This window comes from Colwellia sp. BRX8-4 (genome assembly GCF_014077345.1).
GTDB lineage: Bacteria > Pseudomonadota > Gammaproteobacteria > Enterobacterales > Alteromonadaceae > Colwellia_A.
In genome coordinates this window covers 147,101-170,487 of the sequence record NZ_JACGVS010000006.1, presented here as the reverse complement: position 1 = coordinate 170,487, position 23,387 = coordinate 147,101, and the positions used below count along the sequence as shown (strand labels likewise).

The following is a 23,387-nucleotide window of genomic DNA, read 5'->3' as shown; positions in this document are numbered from 1 at the left end:
GTTTTTAAGTGTTTACGAATTATTTTTTTTAGCAACCAAAAAACTTAACCAGTTGCTCTGTTTTTAATTTCGGATGAAATTAGACCAGATTTTTATTACACTTTCATTACATATTTTCAGAGTTTTTGAAATTCAAATAGTATCTGTTAGTGATTAAAAAGAAATCAACCAGAAAAGTATTTTAAAAAGCCTTAATAAACAACGGGATGCATCGTAAGCTTATGACTATCATTTATATTAATAACGAAGATGGCCTTTATATAAGATATTGTTATCTATAAACAGGTTTAAGGCTTTTTAGTTATAAGCTTAGTGAGCCAATTTAGATAAAAAACAGACCATAATAAACAATTAGCCATATATACATGGCCTTAAGCCAATTAATACTCATTATTTAACTAAATGTTTTTATATAGAGAAATTAAAAACATCAACTAAAGCACTAAAGTTCCCTTTCATATAAATGGCTAAACATTTATAGTAGAATTTCATTGAAAAATGGCATTTAGTGATTTAAATCAATGATAAAATAAAGATAAGTATAACAAACCATAAAAGTTAACTATTTGGTCAACAGATAGTATTAAAGTAAAATTATAATAACAATTTAACTTAAAAATGTTTTATTTATGCATTTTAAATATTGAGCAACTTAATGAAAAATAACAAAGAAATAAAAAAAACAGGGAATATTCGCGCACTAAGCCAGCACAAGATTTTAATAGCGGCTAGTACAGAATTTGTTTTACAAGGGTATAAAGGCGCTACGGTACAATCCATTGCCGATAGAGCAAGCCTACCTAAGGCTAATATACTTTATTATTTCAAGAATAAAGAAAATATATACCATGCCGTACTAGAACATACCCTACAAATGTGGGACGAAGGCATAGGTGATATAAATCCTGAAGACGGTCCTAAAGCAGCTATTGAAAAATTTATTGAAGCAAAAGTAAGGATGTCTTTTAAACACCCTGAATCTTCAAAGATATATGCCATGGAGATTATTCAAGGTGCACAACATTTGAAAGATTTTGCTCGTACCTATCAAAGAAAATGGGTGAGAGAGAAAGCACAACTATTCCAGCAATGGATAGATAATGGAGAAATGCGCGATGTTAACCCTACTCATTTAATTTTTCTTATTTGGTCAGCAACTCAACACTATGCCGATTTTGAAACACAAATTTTAACGATTATGAATAGAGCGGATTACGAAGATGAAGATGTTGAAGATGTCATCGCTTTTCTAACTGACATGATTTTACGTGGCTGCGGTTTACACTAACGTTGATATAATCATCGACACTTAACCTATTACTTAACATTAGCACTAACTTATATGAGTAGAACACAAGCACAGCCTCTTAAAATAGCAACATTTAATGTAAGTATGGAGGCTTTAAACTATCAGTCTGCGCTGAGTTCTGAGGCTCCTAATATTTCAAATAACACCCTGCAAATAGCCATAGACAGTGATCATCAACAAATTAAAAATATTGCAGAAATTATTCAGCGTAATAACCCAGACATTCTGTTACTGAATGAATTTGATAATCAAGATAATAGCAACAATAACCACCACCACGCCCTAAAGACTTTCATTAAACGTTATTTGAACAAAAGCCAAAATGGACAAAAAGAAATTGATTTTCCTTATTTTTATCAAGGACCCGTTAATACGGGTGTCAATTCAGGCTATGATCTAGATGGCGACGGTAAACAAGGTGTTTTGCCGGGTGATGGTTTTGGTTACGGACATTTTTCAGGTCACTTTGGTTTGGTACTCTTGTCAAAGCACCCGATTAATAGTAACGCTATTCGTACCTTCCAGTACTTTAAGTGGCGAGATATGCCTAACGCCCTTCAACCTTTAGATCCTAAAACCTCGACATCTTGGTTTAGTGATGAAGCTTGGCAAAACATGCGTTTATCTTCTAAATCTCATTGGGATATTCCGGTTGAGGTTAATGGGCAAGTCGTTCATATTTTAGCAAGCCACCCTACACCGCCGATATTTGATGGTCCAGAAAATAGAAATGGTAACCGTAATCATGATGAAATTCGTTTTTGGGATGATTACATTTCGCCAGAAAAATCAGCATACATTTACGATGACAAGGGTCAAAAAGGAGGTTTGAAATCCCTTGAACCTTTTGTTATTTTGGGTGATCTTAATGCATCTAATGTTGAGGGTGATGCGTTGAATTCGGCCATATCAAGCTTACTAAATAATGATAAAATTCAAGATGCATTACCCCAAAGTGAAGGGGGAAAACAGCACAGTAAAAATAACGAACATGCAAATTACCATACGGCCTCCTGGCGAATGAGAGCCGATTACGCGTTACCATCGAAATATGGATTAGTTATTGAAAAATCAGGCGTTTACTGGCCAACAGAAAATGAAGAAACTTTTAGGTTAATAAAAAACAGAGCAGCATCTTCCGATCACCGTATGGTATGGATTGACCTGTTACTGAAGACTAAAGAGTCATCTGAAATAATCACCAACCCTTATTAATTATTAACACTTATATAAGAAGATAAAAATGAAAAAACTCCTATCTGCTGTTAGCATTATACTTGCATTAACAGCCTGTCAAACGATTGATAATGACTCAACAGCAATGCTTTTAAATACAGAGACTGCTAAGAATATTCCTTCACCAAAAAATATCATTATGGTGATAGCTGATGGCATGGGTCCCGCTTATACAACATCGTACCGATACTTTAACGACGACCCAACAACTGACATTGTAGAAGAAACAGTATTTGACCGTTTACTTGTTGGCTCAGCTAGTACTTATCCGGCAAGTGTTTCTGGTGTTGTCACTGATTCCGCCGCTGGTGCTACTGCACTTGCCACGGGTTATAAAACTTACAACGGCGCAATTGCTTTAGACGTGAATAAAAATAGCGTTGAAACTGTACTTGAATTTGCCAGAAAACAAGGCAAAAAAACAGGTGTTGTCGTAACATCACAAATAAATCATGCGACCCCTGCTGGATATTTAACACATAATGAAAGCAGAAATAATTATAATGCTATTGCCGATAGCTATATAGATAACGGTATAAAAGCAGATGTCTATTTTGGGGGAGGCTGGAAATACTTTATACGTGAAGATAGAAATTTAATTGAAGAATTTAAAGCGTCAGGATTTCAGTATATTGATAACTACAACGCCTTAAACACGCTTAAAGCAGATATGCCTGTTATTGGTCTTTTTGATGATACTGGTTTACCGTCAGCCTTAGATGATAGTGACCCATATCGTTTATCCGCCATGACTAAAGTTGCAATTAAACAACTAGAAAATAGTAAAGGTTATTTTATGCTCGTTGAAGCTAGTCAAGTAGATTGGGCTGGTCACTCTAATGATATAGCAACGGCGATGGCTGAAATGTCAGATTTAGCTAAAACGATGGAGTACTTAGAAGAGTACGTAAAACAAAACCCTGATACGTTAGTTATATTAACAGCTGATCATAGTACGGGTGGTTTAACCGTTGGTGCACGTGGCAAGTATGAGTGGCACCCTGAAGTTTTACGCACAATGAAAAGTTCGCCAAGCACAATAGCTAAACAGTTAGCTAACAGCCAAATAACACAACAAGAATTAAGTAAATTGCTTAACTTCGATGTAACAAATAGCGAAGTTGAACAAATTGAAGCGGCGAAAATATTTGCAGTTGAGGAAATTGCTACTTACAAATCACTTGATGAACAAGAAAAACTAAAGACTAAAGAGCCCACCATGAATAACATCATATCAAGTGCAATTAAAAACATTATAGATATTAGAACAAACACTGGCTGGACATCAGGCGGCCACACCGCAATTGATGTTCCTTTACATACACTAGGTAAAAGCAGTGAAGTCTTAAAGGGCAAGGTTGATAATACCGACGTAGCTAAACAAATATTTTTATTACTCGGTAAAAAGTAACCTCCACGTTAATAATATAACAACGGCTAATGAAAATTAGCCGTTTTTTTTGTGTTCAAAAACTACACTCCCTGCTATAAAACCTCTTTATCTCATCAATAAATATTTTATTGATTAAACGTTTATCCATGCCATTGCTACCTTATTTTATGTGAATAACTCAGCTAGAAAGAGTCGCTAAAAATCCTTTGTTGTTTGTTAATCTCCCTCAAACAACTTAATCAAAGTAACCCCAACCCCCCTGTATTAGCTTCGTTAAAGCATTCTTGCCTATCTATAACGATAAAGTTTAACTCGTTATTACTTTTATTATTTATAAAGAGTCTAGTGCTAAGTGACCATTCACTTCGCAACACGTGCAGGGTTATTAGAGTTACCCTTGCGGCTAATCAAGGGGTTACTGGGGTTATCAAATAACTAAACGAGGAGTTATCAGGGTTGTCATGCTATTGCTATCCGGGGTTGCTGGAGTTACACTTAAGGGCGTTAATTAAAGAGGCAAAAACAATGAAATACCCTATCGCATTAAAGAAAATAATTGGCGTTGAAAACTACAAAACATACGTCCCTGACTTACCCGGTTGTGTAGGTAATGGTGAGAGTATTGATGTCTCTTTAAACAATATTAATGACAGCATCGCTGCACATCTTTCTATATTGGCCGAATATGGTGAAGCCATCCCACACGCTACAACGATTGAAAATCATCTGACAGCCTATCCAAATGTTATTTGGTGTATTCTTGATATCGATATAACACCCTATTTAGGGAAAAGTCATAAAATCAATGTCACCTTACCGGAGTTGTTGATTAAACAAATTGATAACCGAGTCAGTAAGTCTTCCACTTATAAAACACGTTCCGGCTTTATCGCAAGCGCGTGTATCAGTGAGTTAAATAAATAAGAGTTTTCCCTGAATTATTATTTATAAATTATGGAAAAATAAGAAAGAGTAAGACTTAACAAGGTTCATGGTGATAAACACTGCAAGATTAGTTGTGAGGATTGTTAAAGGGAGTGCATTAAATTGATAATAGTCTTTTATCGTTAGACTTTTTTCGTAAGGATAAAAGCCTGATAATTATCTATTAATAAACCAAGCAATAAATCAGTTAAGGCACTCACTTATTGCTTGTTCTATCTATAATTTAAAATAAAACTAGTCGCTAAAGCCGTGCCGTTATCGACGATACATTAATGTTTGAACTGGCTTTATTGATATCTGTTTCAAAACCGAGTTGAGCAATCATTGGAATTGGAATAAGTGTTTTGAGTTCAGCTATATTTTCAGCGAGATAATTCATTGGCTCAACGCAGTTTGCTACCCAACCAATACAATCAAGACCATCGGCAACTATCGCTTCATAGGTGAGAACCGCATGATTTAAACACCCTAGTTTCATATTCACCACCAATATTACCTGCTGTTTTGTCTGCTGTACGAACTCAGATAAAAACCTACCTTTACCTAAAGGTAGTCGCCATCCCCCTGCACCTTCAGTGATAACAATATCGCAAGCCCTAGCAATAATTCGCTCGTAACCCGCATTTATATCAGCGAGTTTAATGTCAACATTCATTAAATTAGCGGCGATGTGTGGCGCTATTGCCGGTTCAAATGCAATAGGGTTAATTTCACTAATACCTTGTCCACAGTTTGCTTGCTGCAACAATAATTGTGCATCTTCATTGACCAGTATTTCACCCTGCGCTGTATGCTTAAGCTCACACCCTGCAGATATAGGTTTAAATACAGCAACTTGATAATCTTTTTTAACTAAGGCTGCGGTGAGTATTTGCGCAAAATAGGTTTTTCCAGCATCAGTATCTGTGGCAGTAATAAAAATTTTAAGCATTTAATTTTACCATAATTGCAGAATACACCTTATAAGTCGCCGGATAAATACCACTAGGCTCTTGAAAGTCTTGATAGCAATTAGTCATCTTTTGCCATTTATCTTTACCCGCTAAACCCTTGCCTTGCTGTTTAGGGACATGGTTTGCGCCTAGCCCTTTCAACTCTCGCGCTAGATGTATAACATTTTGATATTCTAATACTAAGTCTTGAGTTTTTTGTTCAAGTAATTTACATGAGGCCTTATCAAAAATAGCTTTTAGGTTTGCATCTGTTTTAAAGTCAATCACGTGCTGTTCATCATCGACTTGTGCCCAAGATGATTTTAACTCATGTAATGTGCCATCGAGTAAGGTGGAAAATATAAACAATCCTCCTGGTTTGAGCACGCGTAAAATTTCTTCAATAATATCATCGAGTGGATCACACCACTGAATAACCAAATTAGAATAAATAACATCAATTGTGTTGGCTTTAAAAGGCAGGTAATACGCATCAGCTTCTAACCAGCAGATTTCCTTACTGCGGTTTTCTTGAGCAAAAGACAGCATTTTAGCGGAGATATCAACGCCAATAGTTTGTTGAAATTTACTGGCAAGAATGTCAGTAAAAAAACCGGTACCTGAGCCTAAGTCGACGACAGTTAGATCTGAACGGTTGGGTAATAAAGACATTAAGTGCTTACCCGTATAGCGTTGTAATCGAGATGAAATATCATACGACTGACTCGCTAAGCCAAATGACTTGGCTATTTTAATTCTGTTTAACACTTCAGGCATTAACGTAAAACCTCATTCAAACAATTAGCTAAGTAATTGATATCGCATTCTTTATGGTTAGCAGTAATAGTAACGCGTAACCTTGAGCTGTTTTTAGCAACCGTTGGTGGGCGTATCGCGGTTAGCCAAATACCTCTGTTTTTCAAATGTTGACATATTTCTAGTGTTCTTTTTTCGCTGCCAATAACAATAGCGTGAATAGAAGAGGATGACGGAATTATTGTTATTTGACTATCAAGTTTATTTGATAAAAGCGCGCTCAATTCAAAAATATTATCTCTGCGCCAAGACTCTTTTTGAGCAAGCTTGATACTAGTTTTTGTCGCCCAAGCAACGGCGGGGGAAATCGCGGTTGAATAAATATAATGACGAGAAAAATTGACTAAGTAATCATAAACATCTTCATCACAAGCGATAAATGCACCACTAGTGGCTAAAGCTTTGCCAAAAGTTGCCATTACTATATCGACCTGACCAAAGCTACTACTGCCCTGACCGGCATGACCAATAATTCCAATACTGTGTGCATCATCCATGTAAAGCATAGCTTGTTGCTGCTGAGCAATCATAATTAACTGGCTAACGTCTGCGCGATCGCCATCCATGCTAAAAATACCTTCAGAAATAATCAGTTTATTGTCAACAGGACTTTTCGCTAAATATTGTTCAAGTTGCTGATGATTATTGTGTAAATATCGCTTCACTGAAGCTTCACTAGCCAGAGCACCATCAATTAAAGAGGCGTGACTTAACTTGTCTAGAAAAAATTGGCAGTCTTTTTTACCCAAGGCTTGTAATACACCGGAATTAGCTGCAAAACCACTGCTATAAAGTAAGCACCGTGGTTTATTTAACCACTGACAAACTTCATCTTCTAAAGCTTGGTGTGCATAATGAAAACCGGTAATTAAACTGGAAGCACTTGCGCAACTGCCGTATTTATCGACACCTTCTTGCCAGGCTTTATTTATTGAAGGGTGATGATTTAAGCCGAGATAATCATTAGAAGAAAAATTTAAATAGCGTTTTCCTGCAACAACCACCTCTCGGCCATTTTGCTCGCTTATACATTGGCGTTGGCGATATTGTGATTTTTCTTTTTGCTGAGCGACTTGCTCAGCAATAAAGTTAAAAGACATAAATTTCAGCTTGGCTCTTGATCAGTAAATAAACGTTAAAGCGCAGCGTCGTAAAAAAGTTCTTTATTTTGCTGATTGACAACGGCAGTCGTTATTTTTTGCTCAGTCTCAATATCATCGGTGGCCACTGTTTCAGTATTAATGCCCAATTTTGCAAATAACTGCATATCTTTATTGGCTTCAGGGTTGCCTGTAGTTAACAACTTACAACCGTAGAATATTGAGTTGGCACCGGCTAAGAAACACATTGCTTGCATTTGTTCGTTCATTGCATCGCGCCCAGCTGATAAACGCACATGGCTTTTAGGCATCATAATACGTGCAACCGCTATACAACGAACAAAATCAAAAGCTTCTAAATCGTCAACATCTGCGAGTGGTGTTCCGGCAATTTTTACCAGCATATTAATTGGAACACTTTCAGGATGTTTAGGTAAGTTAGCCAATTGTGCTAAAAATGACGCTCTGTCTTGAGCATTTTCGCCTAAACCAACAATACCACCACTACAAACTTTCATTCCCGAATCACGGACGTTTTGCAGTGTATCTAATCGGTCTTGATAGCTGCGTGTGGTAATAATAGAGTTATAATGTTCAGGAGAAGTATCTAAGTTGTGGTTATAATAATCTAACCCAGCTTCTTGTAATTCATCGGCTTGACCTCCGTTAATCATGCCTAATGTCATACAGGTTTCTAAGCCAAGTGCTTTAACACCTTTGACCATCTCTAACACAAAGGGCATATCACGAGCTTTTGGATTTCTCCAACCTGCCCCCATACAAAAACGCGTTGACCCTTGGTCTTTCGCTACCTTTGCTGCTTCTAATACTTTTTCAACTTCCATCAAACGTTCTTTTTGAACATCAGTATTATAGCGTGCACTTTGCGAGCAATATTTACAATCTTCAGGACAAGCACCTGTTTTGATTGACAATAAGGTACTAACTTGTACTTCATTAGGATTAAAGTGTTCACGATGAACGGTTTGAGCTTGAAACATAAGGTCACTAAAAGGTCGAGCAAACAATGCTTCCACTTCTGCTATTGACCAATCATGACGAGGTATATTCGTTTGTGACATGTGAAACCTTTACTGTAAAATGTAAATGTGAAAATTGCATCGCTAAATATTAGCAGGTAATCTATACGCCAGTCATTAATTGTCAACATAAAAAACATTGCAAGCTTTACATATGAACAAAAAACATACAGATTTAATCGATTTTGATAAGAAACATGTTTGGCATCCCTACACATCGATGTCAAACCCTCTGCCCTCATACTTAGTTGAATCGGCCAAGGGCGTTTATATAAAGTTAGCTACGGGTGAAGAACTTGTTGATGGTATGTCGTCCTGGTGGTCTGTTTTACACGGATACAATCATCCAAAGTTAAATCAGGCGCTTGTTGATCAAACACAAAAGATGGCACATGTTATGTTTGGGGGCCTAACGCATGAACCCGCTATTAACTTGTGTAAGAAGCTCATTGAGATCACACCAGAGCCGCTACAAAAAGTTTTTTTATCAGACTCTGGCTCTGTATCGGTAGAAGTTGCCATAAAAATGTCATTACAGTATTGGCACAGTCAGGGCAAAAGTGAGAAGCATAAATTATTGACCGTTAAAAATGGTTATCATGGTGATACTTTTGCCGCAATGTCGGTATGCGATCCTGTTAATGGTATGCACCAAATTTTTGAAAGTGTATTAATGAAAAACATTTTCGCTCCTGCGCCACAGTGTGATTTTTATCAACCTTGGGATAACTCTGAGTTAGCGCCCTTAAAAGCCTTATTTGCACAACACCATAATGATATTGCAGCCTTTATTATTGAACCTATTGTCCAAGGTGCTGGTGGTATGCGCTTTTATCATCCTGAGTATTTAAAAGCTTGTCGCGCCTTATGTACGCAATATCAGGTGTTATTTATTGTTGATGAAATTGCTACGGGTTTAGGCCGTACAGGAAAATTGTTTGCTTGTCATTGGGCGGATATAAGTCCTGACATTATGTGTTTAGGAAAAACCCTGACCGGCGGTTATATGACCCTGGCAGCAACTTTGTGTACGCAAGAAATCGCAAAGACCATCAGTGATGGAGAAGCCGGATGTTTTATGCACGGCCCAACGTTTATGGCTAATCCGCTGGCTTGTGCGGTTGCAAATGCAAGTCTAGAGCTTTTGGCAACAGGAGAATGGCAACAGCAAGTGAGTTTTATTGAAGATTATTTAACGCGACACTTATTAGTGTTAAATCAACATTCAAGAGTAAAAAATGCCCGCGTCTTAGGCGGTATAGGTGTGGTAGAAACAAGGGTTGCGGTTAATATGGCAAAGATACAAAAAAGATTTGTTGAATTGGGTGTCTGGATCAGACCGTTTGGCAAGCTTATTTATATTATGCCGCCCTTTATTAGTGATGAACGGGCTTTAGCGAAACTTGTTAAGGCGATAAGCACGGTACTCGATGAGCAGCAGTGTTTTGAAGATTAACCGACACAGATTTGCTGTTAGGTAAAACGGCGTAGAATTATTAATAATCTTACGCCAAGTTAAGTTTCACTAATATATAGATGACCCAAGCAACCGTTATCGTTAGTAGCAGAACGATATTAAAATGCTTACTGTCTTGTTCTCTTCTAGTGCGATAGTGATCGACAACCAAACAAAGGTAACTACAAAGTGCACTTACCCAAAGCACGATATATAAATAGCCCGTTAATGGCGTTAACCAAAATTGCCTTATTTCGATATTTCTAAAGCGCAATAAACCATAATCTTGCTCTGGTGCAGCATAATAAGACATAACAATAGCAAAAATGAATAATATCCATCCGCTTAATGCCAAAGTTCGGCTTAAGAGAACCCAAAAATCTGTTGAATGTCGCCTGTTTTTTAATCCCAATATCATTGATTCAAACCCTCTAAAGTCAATATTACTGTTTTTTGTTTTTATATAGACCGGATCAGCAACTTTTACTTGTTAAACACCGCAGTAAAGGTAACATATCACACCTTAAAGTTAGTGCAAATAAATTCAGTATTCTACACTGGGTCTGTGCACCGACAAAATCTATGACAATAATTAAATAAAGAAAAGAGGTTGATAATGTCAGTTATCTCAATCACTGATGTACTTGCTGGTAAGTACCCAGTAAGTGAAGCAGTTACAGTACACGGATGGATCCGCACTCGCCGTGATTCTAAAGCAGGTATTTCATTCCTAGCGGTTCATGATGGATCATGTTTTGATGCGATTCAAGCTATCGCACCCAGTGATCTCGATAATTATCAATCAGAAATATTAAAATTGACTACGGGTGCTTCAGTTAAAGTCACCGGTATTTTGGTTGAGTCTCCGGGCCAAGGCCAATCTTTTGAAATTCAAGCAACTAAAGTAGAGATACTTGGTTTGGTTGATGATCCTGATACCTATCCTATGGCAGCAAAACGTCACAGCATTGAATTTTTACGAGAGCAAGCACATCTTCGTGCTCGTACTAATATGGGCGGAGCTGTTGCTCGTGTTCGTAATACGTTAGCTCAAGCGGTACATCGCTTTTTACACAGTAAAGGTTACTTTTGGATCAGCACGCCGTTAATTACTGGCTCAGATTGTGAAGGCGCTGGCGAAATGTTCCGTGTTAGTACGCTTGATATGGAAAACTTACCTCGCACCGATAAAGGTAATGTTGACTACGCTAAAGATTTTTTTGGTAAAGAAACTTTCTTAACCGTTTCAGGTCAATTGAACGTTGAGACTTATGCATGTGCCCTTTCAAAAGTTTATACTTTTGGACCGACCTTCCGTGCTGAAAATTCTAACACAACACGTCATCTTGCAGAATTTTGGATGATTGAACCAGAAATCGCTTTCGCTGATTTGTCTGATGCTGCTGACCTCGCAGAAGAAATGCTGAAATATGTCTTCCAAGCTGTGCTTGATGAACGTAGTGATGACATGAATTTCTTCCAACAACGCATTGATAAAACAGTTATTGACCGTATGAATTCTGTTATTAATAATGATTTTGTCCGTTTAGATTACACTGACGCTATTACAATATTAGAAAATTGTGATAAGAAATTTGAAAACAAAGTGGCTTGGGGTGTTGATCTTAATTCAGAGCACGAGCGTTACTTAGCCGAAGAACATTTTAATGGCCCAGTCGTGTTACAAAATTACCCTAAAGATATTAAATCATTTTACATGCGCTTAAATGATGATGGCAAAACCGTTGCTGCTATGGATATTTTAGCACCAGGTATTGGCGAAATCATTGGTGGTAGCCAACGTGAAGAACGTCTTGATGTACTTGATGCGCGTTTAGCCGAAATGAATTTAAACCAAGATGATTACAGTTGGTATCGCGATTTACGTCGTTACGGCACTGTTCCTCATTCAGGTTTTGGTTTAGGTTTTGAGCGTTTAGTGGCTTATGCTACCGGTATGCAAAACGTTCGTGACGTAATTCCTTTCCCAAGAACGCCAAACAACGCTGCGTTCTAGGCTAAGAATAATAATCCCATAAAAAAACCTCATTATTGAGGTTTTTTTATGGGTGAAATATCTAGTTTACTAAGTAAGTTCTTTTACCATAAAATATTTACAGCCTGTTTTTGGATAATTTTCTTGTACCCATTTTGTTTGATAACCCTGCTTTTCATAAAACGGCATTGCTTGAAAGTTCAGAGTATCAAGCATACTTAACGTACATCCCCTCGCCACTGCTGCAGTTTCAAGTTGTGCTAATATCTTAACACCCATTTTTTTACCACGAAGTGACTCGTCAACCCACAGCGTATTAATTAACAGCCAATTACCAAAGGTGCGTGCGGATGAACCAGCAATAATGTTACCTAGTTCGTCCTTTATTTGAATAGCTAATGGCTTTCGTTCGCTTACTTCCCAGTGCGCCCAATTGAAATCTGCAATTTTTTTATCTAAAAAATCTATTAGTGCTTGCTCAGGCGCATCCAAAATTTCAATATTCATCGCTCCCCCCCCTTTATTTTACAAATATGAAACATGAGACGTTAAGCTTTTAGCGGGTTTAATAGGACGATCGTTTTCGGCGGTGCCTATGTAAACAAATCCAATAATATCATTATCTTGGTCTATTCCTAAACCACGTTTTACTGAAGGATCGTAGCTAAAGTCACCCGTTCGCCACACAGCGCCATAACCTAAACTAAAGGCAGCCATTTGCATAGCATGGGCACAACAACCTGCTGCGATTGCTTGTTCAAATTTAGGCACTTTGTCGTGCGCTTGATACCGCGTGCTAACAACGATAATTAACGGTGCACGATACGGCATATTTTTAGCTTTTTGTATTTTAGCTTCAGTAAACTGATGAACTTTAGCGACATCTTCAAATATCAGGCTTAACTTATCTAACCCTTGTTCTTTAACTAGGGTAAAAAACCATGGTGATAAACAACCGTGATCAGGAACACGCATTCCAGCGTTCAATATAAATTCAACATCGCTAGCAACAGGGGCTGGTGATATTAACCTAGGATTAGATTGTCGTTTTAATAATAATTCTTTGGCATTCATTAATTATAAAGACTCATGGGTAGTTTCAATACTAAGGATTATATACCCGTTATCCTTCAAAGTGCACGCGGATCCCTACATCTTGTTTAATAAACAACATAGATAATAATCAATACGGGTCAACCGACCTGCACAAAAAATCAAAGGCGTAACATATAATGAAAAAAGTTCGCTAATAACACATTTATTTACTAATCAGACTACATAAGTGATCAATAATTAAGTAGCATAGCCAGTAATTACAATTACATACTAACTGTGCCGGATATTATGACAGAACCCACATCGTTACCTAATGCTCCTGTAAAGCAAAGTGCTTTAAAACGAGTTACTTTAAAATTTTTTAGTTTATTAAATTCATTTAGAAAAATAATTATTAATGTTGTTTTTTTTCTGGTTTTATTTTTATTTATCGCGGCACTTGGCAGCGATGATGACAAGATCGTTGTTCCTAACAATACAGCCTTAGTGTTAAATCTTACTGGAGATATCGTTGAACAAAAGAATGCGATTGACCCGATGGATGCTTTAATATCAGAAGCCTTAGAAGAAAAAGAAAAAAACCCAGAAGTTTTACTTAGCGACTTATTGAATGTCATTGAAAGAGCAAAAAATGACAGCCGTATAGAAATGATCGTATTACAGCTTCAAGGACTTAACAGCACGGGTTTAAGTAAATTACAAGACATTGCCCAAGCTTTAGAGACGTTTAAAGCTGCTGGTAAAAAAATAATTGCTGTTGGCGATCAATATTCGCAAGATCAATATTACTTGGCAAGCTCTGCTGATGAAGTATGGCTCAATCCTCGTGGTTGGTTGTTACTTGACGGTTATGGCCGTTATCAACTTTATTTTAAATCCGCATTAGATAAGCTCTCTATTAGCCAACATATATTTCGAGTCGGTACCTATAAATCTGCTGTAGAACCTTACATGCGCGACGATATGTCAGCGGCAGCTAAAGAAGCCAACAAATTATGGTTAACTGATTTATGGTCACAATATAAAAGTGATGTCGCAAGCAACCGAAAATTTTCGATTGATAACTTTGATGAAAATGCTGATGTTTTAGTGGCAAAACTTGAGCAAGCTGATGGTAATATTGCGCAGTATGCTTTAGATAATCTTTGGGTTGACGCATTAAAAAATCGTCAAGAGATGAAGCTGTCTTTGATTAAACTTGTTGGAAAAAATTCAGCCGGTGATAGCTATAATAATATTAGTTTCAAACATTATTTGTCTGCTACTAAACCTTTGTATCCAATGGTGAACCCAAATACCGATAAAGTCGCCGTTATTGTTGCTAAGGGGACTATTTTAGATGGTCGCCAAAAGCCAGGAACCATTGGCGGGGATAGTACAGCATCACTATTAAGAGAAGCGCGTTTAAACAATAAGGTGAAAGCGGTAGTTCTTCGTGTCGATAGCCCCGGTGGAAGTGCTTATGCCTCTGAAATTATTCGTCAAGAAATTGAACTGATCAAGTTAGCAGGAAAACCTGTTGTTGCTTCAATGGGAACTTATGCCGCTTCTGGGGGCTATTGGATATCGGCACCTGCTGATAAGATAATAGCTTCTCCAGCAACGATCACTGGCTCAATTGGTATTTATGGATTTTTCATGACCTTTGAGAACTCATTAAGCAAACTAGGTGTCTACACTGACGGCGTTGGTACCACTGATATAGCCGGATTTGGTGTAACCCGCCCACTGACTGATGGCATGGCAAGAGTATTTCAATTAAATATTAATAGAGGCTATCAAGACTTCATTGGCCTTGTCGCTGAAAATAGAAATATGAGCCTTGAGCAAGTTGATAGTATAGCCCAAGGACGTGTCTGGTCAGGTGCAAAAGCGAAAGAGTTAGGGCTTGTTGATGAGTTAGGCAACTTAACGACCGCTATTAATGCAGCAGCAGAATTAGCCGAGTTAGCAACGTTTGAAACCTTATTGATTGAAATAGAACAAACGCCAAAAGATCTTTTCCTGCAAGGGTTATTAGGTCAAGCGAAGACTTTCTTTCCTGAAACTGAAATAATGACTCTAAGCAATACGGATAAATTATTTTTAGAAATGAAAGCACAGCTATCTCACCTCAACATACTTAATGATCCGCAAGGGGTTTACTCCTTATGTATGACCTGTGAAATTAATTAGTTCGCAGTGACCTAAATCGCTTTGTTATATTCACATGGAAGTGAATAGAGAACAATATTTAACAAGCGCACGTGATTATCAGACCAAACGACAAGACAGTAATAATTCTAAGGTAACAGTATGAAAAAACGCATTTATATCGCCTACACTGGCGGTACCATCGGCATGAAAAACAGCGGCCAAGGTTGTGTTCCGGTAAAAGGACATTTAACCGAGTCGATTAATGGTACGCCTGATTTTCATCGACAAGAGATGCCTGACTTTACCATTAATGAATATTCACCATTAATTGATTCATCAAATATGACACCGCAAGATTGGCAACGTATTGCCGATGATATAAAAGCTAATTACGATAATTACGATGGCTTTGTTGTTCTTCATGGTACAGATACCATGGCTTATACCAGCTCTGCGCTTTCGTTTATGTTTGAAAATTTATCTAAACCTGTCATTGTTACCGGCTCACAAATTCCGTTAAGCCAATTACGCTCAGACGGACAAGTAAATCTGTTAAATTCACTTTATATTGCGGCAAACTACCCCATTAATGAAGTGGGCTTGTATTTTAATAATAAATTATACCGGGGTAACCGTTGCATTAAAGCTTACGCTGATGGCTTTAACGCTTTTGATTCCCCCAATATGTCGCCACTTCTAGAGGCTGGAATTAATATTAAGCTCCTTGAAGGTAAACTCAACGTTGCTGTTACCCAACCATTCTCGGTCGCACAAATAACACCACAACCGATAGGTGTTGTTCATTTGTACCCAGGGATTTCTAGTGAATTAGTCGCCAATATTATCAAGCAACCGGTAAAAGCGTTAATTATTCGCAGTTATGGCGTCGGTAATGCGCCACAAGATGAACAGCTACTTGCTTGTTTAACGCAAGCTTATCATCAAGGAATTGTCGTGGTAAATTGTAGCCAATGTATAAAAGGGACTGTGAATATGGAAGGTTATGCAACGGGCGTCGCATTAAGTAAATGTGGTGTTGTCGGTGGTGGTGATATGACGCTAGAAGCAACATTAACTAAACTACATTACTTACTCAGTAAAGAATTACCTCAAGCTGAAATTTGTCGTCTTTTACAAGAAAATCTCCGTGGTGAACTCACGACTCATTAAACCATTACGCTCTGGTTGCTATGATTAAGAAACATGGCAGCCTTATTTATCTCTCCTATACTGCCAAATCACCCCTAGCCCAAACAAAGAATATAAAACATTTAAAATCAACAGTTTAAAACAATACCGGTACTTATTCTCGTCGATTTACAAGGATTATCCTTTAAATAAATAGTTACGCGTTACCAATAAACAGAATGAAATCAACATTAAATATAATAGTAGCCCGCTTTTACTCTCCTTAAAAAACTGGCAATATTTAGTAAACACCAGAAAAGATAAAGCCACTAAATAATCAGTGGCTTTGGGGGTATTGATAAGTATAATTAATGAAATAAACTCATATTCAACTCATATAAAACTTAAGTTACCTTAACAGTAAATAGGTTTAACTCTGGCCAGTAATGGTAAATCATTTGCAGATAACGCCCCTAATTTTAACCATTCAATAAGCGATTTAGTTAAATCGATAGATTGCCCTGACAACATTTGATTTTGTAATAATTGTACCTGTACTTGCATCCGCTCGGCTTTAAATTCTGCAGGTGACTCTTTACTTGCTAAAATTTCGAGTTCAAGGGTTTTGTTACTTCTGTCAATCAGTTTGCTGTTTTGATAACACTCTTGTAAACGTTTCTGCCAAACATTGGGTAAATCTACCAGTGTTTCAGAAAAATCTGCTGCCGTTTCCGGTTTATTAGTAGCTAAACTTTCTAAGCAATCGAAAACAAGTTGCCAAGTCTTGGCCTTTTTGTTTTCTGTCATTTGCATGAGTTGTTGAGATATTTGCGCAAGTAATTTTTCAGCTAAGGTTACGGCACTTCTTATTACCGGACGTTGACTGGTAATTTTTACTCGTAATTCTTCAATACTTACTTGTAAGCTTAATAATGCTGTTTCTGATATATCCGCGACTAGTTGTTGCTGATAGCTTTGTAATTGTTGTGATAATTCAATTTGTTGATTTTCACGGTTCGATTGTTCAAGCAACTTAGCTTCATCACGCTTTGAAAATAGCTGGTCATTCACTTTTCTAAATTTTTGCCAAAGCTGATTCTCTTCACGTTGACCGCTGTAGCCAATGGCTTGCCATTGTGTTTGCAGTTTTTTAACACTCTCAATTGCAGAGAAAACGTCATCGTCGTTCAATGCTTGAGTAACTTGAGCAATCAATAGGTTTTTGCTATCACTGTTACGTTGATGATAATTTCTTAATTCAGCTTTAACGGGTTGTAAGCTCGCCGTAAACGATTGACTAAGTAAGTTGAATTTAGTTTTATCAACCTGCCCCGCGTTTTGCCATTGCTGTATTAATTTATTGAGTGTTGCATCAGTAAACTTCCAATCGATGGCTTCATTATCAATGCCTTCATTGAGTTTTGCAGAAAAGTCGTCGGCAAAACTTTGGGCTTTACTAATAAGTTGCTGGCGAGATTCAAGATGTAGTTCACGTAACTTTTCTTGTTCTGCATAAAATAACCGACATGGAGCAAAAGCTTGTTCGCAAAGTGCGTTGAATTGATAATTTAACTCTTTTTCAATTGACTCTTCAGCATGTCCAAGTGAATTCCACGTAACACGAAATTGTTTAACTTTTGCTGCTTGCTCATTGGGGTTATCAATTGGCTGATCAACGAGTAACTTAATATCCACAAGTAACTGCTGTTTTCTAGGCGTAGCAATAGATTGCTCTAAATCACTTAACTCGGCTATTTTATCTGCTATATCATCAAAGTCACGTTGAACTCGTGACTTTTGCTCTTCGGATAAACCATCAAAATGTTTTTTAGCTTTTTTGAAAACACCAAAAGCCGCATTGTACTTACCTGTCATTATTAAGCGCTTTACATCAGCAACTTTTTTCTGGCATTGTGATAAAAGTAAGCCTTGTTCTTTAATTAACGATTTTAGCCCTTGCTGCCATTGTTGTCTTATTTCTTTAAAGGCGTCAACAATAGATTGTGGTAATACCCCCGCCGCTTTTAGCTCAACAGTTTTCCATTCTTGTAACCACTGATCGAACAGAGGTTTACGAAGATTCAATTCTTCAATGTTTTTAGGTAAAGCAACTTGTGATATTTTTGAAATTAGATGGGTTGCATCACTCACCGATTGTGCAATCTCAGGCAATTGAGCCAGTTTTTTTGCTTGGGCTTTTACTAAAGCAATAAAGTGCTGTTGTTCTTTACTGTTTAATATTGAAGAGGTTATTTCTTCGCGTAATTGTTCAAGTTTATCTTGATACTCAGCTTCATCAAGATCACCACTTTCAAAAATTGTTGTGGTAAGCTTTTTACTCATTTCATTAAGGGCACTATTAAAATGCTCATTAGCCAAACGTTTGTCTGCCACTAATTTTTCAGCAATGATTTCTTGTTGATGGGCTTCATGTAACGGAGAAAAATGTTTAATGAGTTGGCTATTAATTATTTTATACTTTTCTGTAAATTTCTCAGCTTCTGGCGAAGAGAGACAAGAGAAATCTTGATAATAGTTTTGCCACTGCGTTTCTAATTCAGCTTGTTTTTCTTTGAGTTGCAGATAATCATTTACCTCTTTCAAAGCAAGTAACTTTGCTAAAACTAACTGAACACCTTTTTTAATTTTGTCAGGTTGTTCTGCCAACTCGTGTAAATGTTGTAACTGTTGCTCAATATTAGTTTTTATTTTTTCATTACATGATTTTTTAAGTAATTTATCTAATACATCAAGAGGCAATACTTGTTTGAGTAAATAAGCTTGTACGACTTCATCTTGCTTATGGGTAAATATTGAATGGGTTAACGATGGTTTATTAATTTTTTCAAATAAAGCGATAACAACATCGGCTTGTGTTTCATTTTGTAACCATAGTTCCAAGGACGGTAACTTATCATTGCTTTTCAATAAGATTAATTTGTCTTGATTACTGATCGTTATTTCGTGCTGGCCAAGCAGAATCTTTTCTACTTGCTTAAGACAATATTCACGGACTTTTTTATTATCGTTGTCGATACTGTTTTTATGCCAAACAGTAAAGTCAGCCATTTTAATGAGAGCAGCGCGGCGCACTAATTCGTTAGGGTCTGTTTGTGCAAGATTTGTTAATATAACTAAGTCATCTGGATTGCTAAGTAATAAATCTTCACTGATTGCCGTTAACCGAACATTGTGTTCTTTACTTTGCCATTTTGCTTTGAAAAATTTAGAAAAAATCATAAATCGGAAAACCTTGCAATATTATTGTCTGGGTTGTTTTTAAGATCAGCGAACTCGCTTTTCAACTGGCGTTTAGTTTTATCTACGATAAGTCCATCTGCACCAACGCTTAAGATTTGATCTGAATTTAAATGTCTTGATTGATAAGCCATAGTAATTTGCAGCGCTGATGTTTTTTGTGCTGTATCAACTGTAGTTCCCTCTGGCCATTTGCCCGTTTCAGCGGCACACTTTAAGCGCAAGTACATTTCTTCTGACATATCGTCTACTAATGAAATAATATCCATTGTTATATTTACAGCCTTTGTTTCTTAATTCTTACGAGAAAAGTTAATGTTAATTTCGGTATTTAAGCATCAGCAAACGAATGCGAGTTGCAATATACCAAATAAAGCCAAGCACTGCCGCACCAATACTTATAAAATATTGCCATGTGCCCTGCTGTGCGTCTTGCCAATACAAAAATAGAAAACCACCACAAAAAAGTAACATAGCGATAAATGAGTGATTCATCAGTTTTTGGGATTGATCTATTTTGCTCAATTTTTTCATTGATGCTATTTGACTGGCATCAACTTTGGTCAAATCGATTTCACAATGAGAGCAAGACTTCGCTTTGTCAGATATCTTTTTCTTACAGTTTGGGCAATTAATTACAGCCATAGGAAGATAACGCTCCATAAAATAATTAGTGTTAATATTCTACCTAAATTTAAGCAAAAAAAAACGTCCTATTGGACGTTTTTTAAAGTAATTTTACTTTTATTGCAAATTAATAAAAGTAAATCAATTATAAATAAAATTACTTGTTTTTATTAAAACGATCTTCCCAGAATTTAGCTTTTTCAATACCCAGCTTTTTAGGGTCAAAGGTAAATTTTGTCACCCCTAGTTTCTGCTGACGTTCATAATCTTTTAGTGCTTTAATCGCGGGCTTAGCCATAAAGAAGATGGCGATAAGTGCAAAAATATTCAACCAAGCCATTAACCCAACACCAATATCACCAAGACTCCAAGCAGCACTAGGTTCTGCAACAGTACCGTAAAAGACTGCTGACATTAGCACCACTTTAAGGAGGAATCTAAGTGCCGGCATTTTAATTGTTTTATTAATATAAGAAACATTATTTTCCGCGATAAAGTAATAAGCTAGTACCGTTGTAAAGGCAAAGAAAAACAAAGCAATAGCAATAAAGGGTTTACCAAAACCGGTTAAAACACTATCGACCGCAATTTGCGTAAAAGCAGGACCACTAATAACAACGTCACTGGCTAAGTTACTAACAACAAAACTAGTCGCGCCTTCTGGCATAACATTATACGACTGTGTGATTAAGATCATAAACGCAGTAGCAGAACAAACAAATAAGGTGTCAATATAAACTGAGAAGGCTTGCACTAATCCTTGTTGCGCTGGATGTTCAACTTCTGCAGCAGCAGCAGCATGTGGTCCAGTACCTTGTCCGGCTTCATTTGAATAAACTCCGCGTTTAACACCCCAACCAATTGCTGCACCAAACCCCGCCATTGGCGTAAAAGCATCGGTAATAATTAGCATAAAGACACCAGGTAGCTGATCAATATGCAATGCTATGATAGTACACGCAATGATAATGTAAGCAAGCGCCATAAAAGGCACCACAATTTGGGTAAAGTTAGCAATACGCTTAACACCACCAAAAATGATAAAACCAAGTAATAAAACAATAAATACTGCGGTATATACTTTCGTTAAAGGTAAGTCGCCCATAAAAGAGCTAACTGAACCACCGGCGCCAAACACATTGACCATAGCATCACCGATGCCGTTTGATTGCACAACAGGTAATAAAACACCACATGCAAGAATAGTTGATAAAGCAAATATCCAAGCATACCATTTTTGACCTAAGGCTTTTTCAATGTAGTAAGCTGGGCCACCACGGTACTGACCGTCCTCTTCTTCTTTATAAATTTGAGCATTAGTTGATTCGATATAAGCCGTTGCTGCGCCTAAAAAGGCAACCACCCACATCCAAAATACCGCGCCAGGTCCACCAAAACCAATGGCAGCGGCAACCCCTGCAATATTACCAGTACCAACACGTCCAGATAAAGACACCGCTAATGCTTGAAAAGATGAGATACCCTTTTCTGAGCTTTTACCCGAAAGTAATAGGCGAAACATTTCTCTAAAATGACGTACTTGCGCAAATCGCGTTAAGACAGAGAAAAAGACCCCCGTTCCTAAACAGAGATAAATTAAGTACGGGCTCCAAATATAGCCGTTAATGGTATTTACAATCGCTTCCACATGACACTCCAGATTTATTATTATTATTATTTAATTTGTTGTTCGACGCTAATCGTTTAAGTGCAACTTGATATAGCACTTAAACGATCATCGAACTTCAATTATTGATTTTAGATAGGTTTAGCGTAAATCATCAACAACATGATAAATAGCCGTTAAAAAGTCACGACCAAATAAGCTACTACGCGTGTCTGACCAACCGACACTGCGGTCTGGTAATAAGTCATTATCTTTAAAAGGCATTTCTACGGTATAAGACAAACATTTGAAGTTATTACCAACCCAATTAGCACCCACAGTTAAGTTAGCTTGGCCGGGCTCATCTTTATCATATCCTTTGTCATCTTGAAACTCAGGAGTTACCGCTAGAAGAATGGCTTTGAATTTTTCTTCTAAGGCTTGATGTTTAGCGTCATATGCGGGGACACCTTCACAGCCAGCAACAAAGTTAAACGGTAGAGCTTCATCGCCATGAATATCAAGAAACATGTCAACACCGGTAGCTAACATTTTCTCACGCACCAAGAAAACTTCTGGACTACGTGCCATTGAAGGCTCTAACCACTCACGATTTAAATTAGTACCGATAGCATTTGTTCTTAAATGTCCTCGAACTGAACCATCAGGATTCATATTAGGCACTAAATAAAACACCGAACTGTCTAAGAGTGAGCGAGCAACGCCATCGTCTTCATCGAGCAAACGGTCAATAAAACCTTCCATAAACCATTCAGCCATACTTTCGCCAGGATGTTGACGAGCAGTAACCCAAATAACTTTCTTGTTGGGACCTTCTTCTCCAACTTTTAATACTGACACATCGCGTCCATCGAGGGTTTGTCCTAAAACTTGCAACTGGCAATCAATATCTAATTGCGCTTGATGCAGTAAGTCTTGATGACGTTCGTAGCTATACGGAGCAAAATAAGCAAAATAAACTGAATCATATTCTGGGGTTAAAGTAATACTCAGTTTTTCTCCATCAAATTCAGTTGGTACTCGAAACCAATGCTCACGGTCGTAGGACGCCACTGCTTGATAATCTGTCCATCCTTCTGTGTAAGCAGAAGTTCCAGCATTCATTAAATGAAGGGTATGTTCACAACGGTCGGTATTATTAAGTTTAAAATGAAACCACTGATAAAAATCAGATTGGTTGTCTTTAACAATTTCAAGTTGAATATTATCGGCTTGGCTTGCATCAATAACGCGGATATTTCCACTATCAAAGTTAGAGGTAATTTGCATGACAGGATCTGCTATTTTTATTATGAATAGCCACAGTGTACACAAACAATGAAAAGATCAGAA

20 protein-coding genes are annotated in these 23,387 nt (G+C 37.3%); 8 read left to right on the top strand and 12 right to left on the bottom strand.

Translation table 11 applies throughout. The features are described from left to right. Nucleotides 1-643 precede the first annotated feature (643 nt). The 4 genes from H4J56_RS07495 (at nt 644) to H4J56_RS07480 (ending at nt 4,862) form a co-directional block, all read left to right on the top strand. Nucleotides 644-1,288: a TetR/AcrR family transcriptional regulator gene (locus tag H4J56_RS07495; protein ID WP_259367747.1), complete on the top strand. Its 645-nt coding sequence runs from the start codon at nt 644-646 to the stop codon at nt 1,286-1,288. A gap of 54 nt (nt 1,289-1,342) precedes the next feature. Beyond that, nucleotides 1,343-2,524: an endonuclease/exonuclease/phosphatase family protein gene (locus H4J56_RS07490; RefSeq protein WP_182259121.1), complete on the top strand. Its 1,182-nt coding sequence runs from the start codon at nt 1,343-1,345 to the stop codon at nt 2,522-2,524. Between the two features lie 28 nt (nt 2,525-2,552). Further along, nucleotides 2,553-3,956: an alkaline phosphatase gene (locus tag H4J56_RS07485; protein WP_182259120.1), complete on the top strand. Its 1,404-nt coding sequence runs from the start codon at nt 2,553-2,555 to the stop codon at nt 3,954-3,956. Nucleotides 3,957-4,463: 507 nt separating this feature from the next. After that, nucleotides 4,464-4,862 carry a type II toxin-antitoxin system HicB family antitoxin gene (locus H4J56_RS07480; RefSeq protein ID WP_070373558.1) on the top strand — a complete coding sequence of 133 codons (399 nt, stop codon included), beginning with the start codon at nt 4,464-4,466 and terminating at the stop codon, nt 4,860-4,862. Nucleotides 4,863-5,124: 262 nt separating this feature from the next. Here H4J56_RS07480 and bioD read toward each other — a convergent pair whose 3' ends face one another. From bioD to bioB, 4 genes are read right to left on the bottom strand one after another with little or no spacing between them, the layout of a single operon-like run. Then, entirely contained in the window at nt 5,125-5,814 is a 690-nt protein-coding gene (gene bioD, locus H4J56_RS07475) for a dethiobiotin synthase (RefSeq protein ID WP_182259119.1), read from the bottom strand. Beyond that, a complete protein-coding gene (gene bioC / locus H4J56_RS07470) occupies nt 5,807-6,592 on the bottom strand; it encodes a malonyl-ACP O-methyltransferase BioC (protein ID WP_182215194.1) in 786 nt (261 codons plus the stop codon). Before bioC ends, bioD begins: the two co-directional genes overlap by 8 nt. Then, nucleotides 6,592-7,731, bottom strand: coding sequence for an 8-amino-7-oxononanoate synthase (locus H4J56_RS07465; protein WP_182215196.1), 1,140 nt, complete (start codon nt 7,729-7,731; stop codon nt 6,592-6,594). The genes bioC and H4J56_RS07465 overlap by 1 nt, the downstream gene beginning before the upstream one ends. A gap of 35 nt (nt 7,732-7,766) precedes the next feature. Next, nucleotides 7,767-8,813, bottom strand: coding sequence for a biotin synthase BioB (bioB, locus tag H4J56_RS07460; protein WP_070373554.1), 1,047 nt, complete (start codon nt 8,811-8,813; stop codon nt 7,767-7,769). A 112-nt stretch (nt 8,814-8,925) separates the two neighbouring features. Here bioB and bioA point away from each other — a divergent pair, with 112 nt between their 5' ends. Then, entirely contained in the window at nt 8,926-10,227 is a 1,302-nt protein-coding gene (gene bioA / locus H4J56_RS07455) for an adenosylmethionine--8-amino-7-oxononanoate transaminase (RefSeq protein ID WP_182259118.1), read from the top strand. Between the two features lie 49 nt (nt 10,228-10,276). Here the strand turns inward: bioA and H4J56_RS07450 are convergent, their stop codons facing one another. Beyond that, the gene (locus tag H4J56_RS07450) at nt 10,277-10,645 is read right to left on the bottom strand and encodes a hypothetical protein (protein WP_182215202.1); all 369 of its coding nucleotides are present in this window, start codon (nt 10,643-10,645) and stop codon (nt 10,277-10,279) included. Between the two features lie 198 nt (nt 10,646-10,843). On the opposite strand from H4J56_RS07450, the gene asnS reads away from it, so the two are divergent. Beyond that, complete coding sequence (gene asnS / locus H4J56_RS07445; protein ID WP_070373551.1) at nt 10,844-12,244, top strand: asparagine--tRNA ligase; 1,401 nt, start codon at nt 10,844-10,846, stop codon at nt 12,242-12,244. 69 nt (nt 12,245-12,313) lie between these two features. Here the strand turns inward: asnS and H4J56_RS07440 are convergent, their stop codons facing one another. Both H4J56_RS07440 and H4J56_RS07435 read right to left on the bottom strand, forming a co-directional pair. Further along, nucleotides 12,314-12,730 carry an N-acetyltransferase gene (locus H4J56_RS07440; RefSeq protein WP_182259117.1) on the bottom strand — a complete coding sequence of 139 codons (417 nt, stop codon included), beginning with the start codon at nt 12,728-12,730 and terminating at the stop codon, nt 12,314-12,316. 18 nt (nt 12,731-12,748) lie between these two features. Continuing rightward, nucleotides 12,749-13,297 (bottom strand): NAD(P)H nitroreductase, encoded by a 549-nt coding sequence (locus H4J56_RS07435; RefSeq protein ID WP_182243519.1) that lies wholly within the window; start codon nt 13,295-13,297, stop codon nt 12,749-12,751. A 270-nt stretch (nt 13,298-13,567) separates the two neighbouring features. Between H4J56_RS07435 and sppA the strand changes: the two genes are divergently transcribed. Next, nucleotides 13,568-15,454 carry a signal peptide peptidase SppA gene (sppA, locus tag H4J56_RS07430; RefSeq protein ID WP_182215210.1) on the top strand — a complete coding sequence of 629 codons (1,887 nt, stop codon included), beginning with the start codon at nt 13,568-13,570 and terminating at the stop codon, nt 15,452-15,454. A gap of 120 nt (nt 15,455-15,574) precedes the next feature. Next, nucleotides 15,575-16,585 carry an asparaginase gene (gene ansA / locus H4J56_RS07425; protein WP_182215212.1) on the top strand — a complete coding sequence of 337 codons (1,011 nt, stop codon included), beginning with the start codon at nt 15,575-15,577 and terminating at the stop codon, nt 16,583-16,585. A 372-nt stretch (nt 16,586-16,957) separates the two neighbouring features. Here the strand turns inward: ansA and H4J56_RS07420 are convergent, their stop codons facing one another. The 5 genes from H4J56_RS07420 to H4J56_RS07400 all read right to left on the bottom strand — a co-directional run bounded on the left by H4J56_RS07420 (nt 16,958) and on the right by H4J56_RS07400 (nt 23,324). After that, the gene (locus tag H4J56_RS07420; protein WP_182259116.1) at nt 16,958-19,783 is read right to left on the bottom strand and encodes a DUF349 domain-containing protein; all 2,826 of its coding nucleotides are present in this window, start codon (nt 19,781-19,783) and stop codon (nt 16,958-16,960) included. Continuing rightward, nucleotides 19,780-20,070 (bottom strand): YeaC family protein, encoded by a 291-nt coding sequence (locus tag H4J56_RS07415; protein ID WP_182243517.1) that lies wholly within the window; start codon nt 20,068-20,070, stop codon nt 19,780-19,782. The genes H4J56_RS07420 and H4J56_RS07415 overlap by 4 nt, the downstream gene beginning before the upstream one ends. Nucleotides 20,071-20,119: 49 nt before the next feature. Further along, nucleotides 20,120-20,446 carry a hypothetical protein gene (locus H4J56_RS07410; protein ID WP_182243516.1) on the bottom strand — a complete coding sequence of 109 codons (327 nt, stop codon included), beginning with the start codon at nt 20,444-20,446 and terminating at the stop codon, nt 20,120-20,122. Nucleotides 20,447-20,585: 139 nt separating this feature from the next. After that, complete coding sequence (locus tag H4J56_RS07405; protein WP_182215215.1) at nt 20,586-22,076, bottom strand: sodium:alanine symporter family protein; 1,491 nt, start codon at nt 22,074-22,076, stop codon at nt 20,586-20,588. Nucleotides 22,077-22,196: 120 nt separating this feature from the next. Next, a complete protein-coding gene (locus H4J56_RS07400) occupies nt 22,197-23,324 on the bottom strand; it encodes a carboxypeptidase family protein (protein ID WP_182215217.1) in 1,128 nt (375 codons plus the stop codon). Between the last annotated feature and the right edge of the window lie 63 nt (nt 23,325-23,387).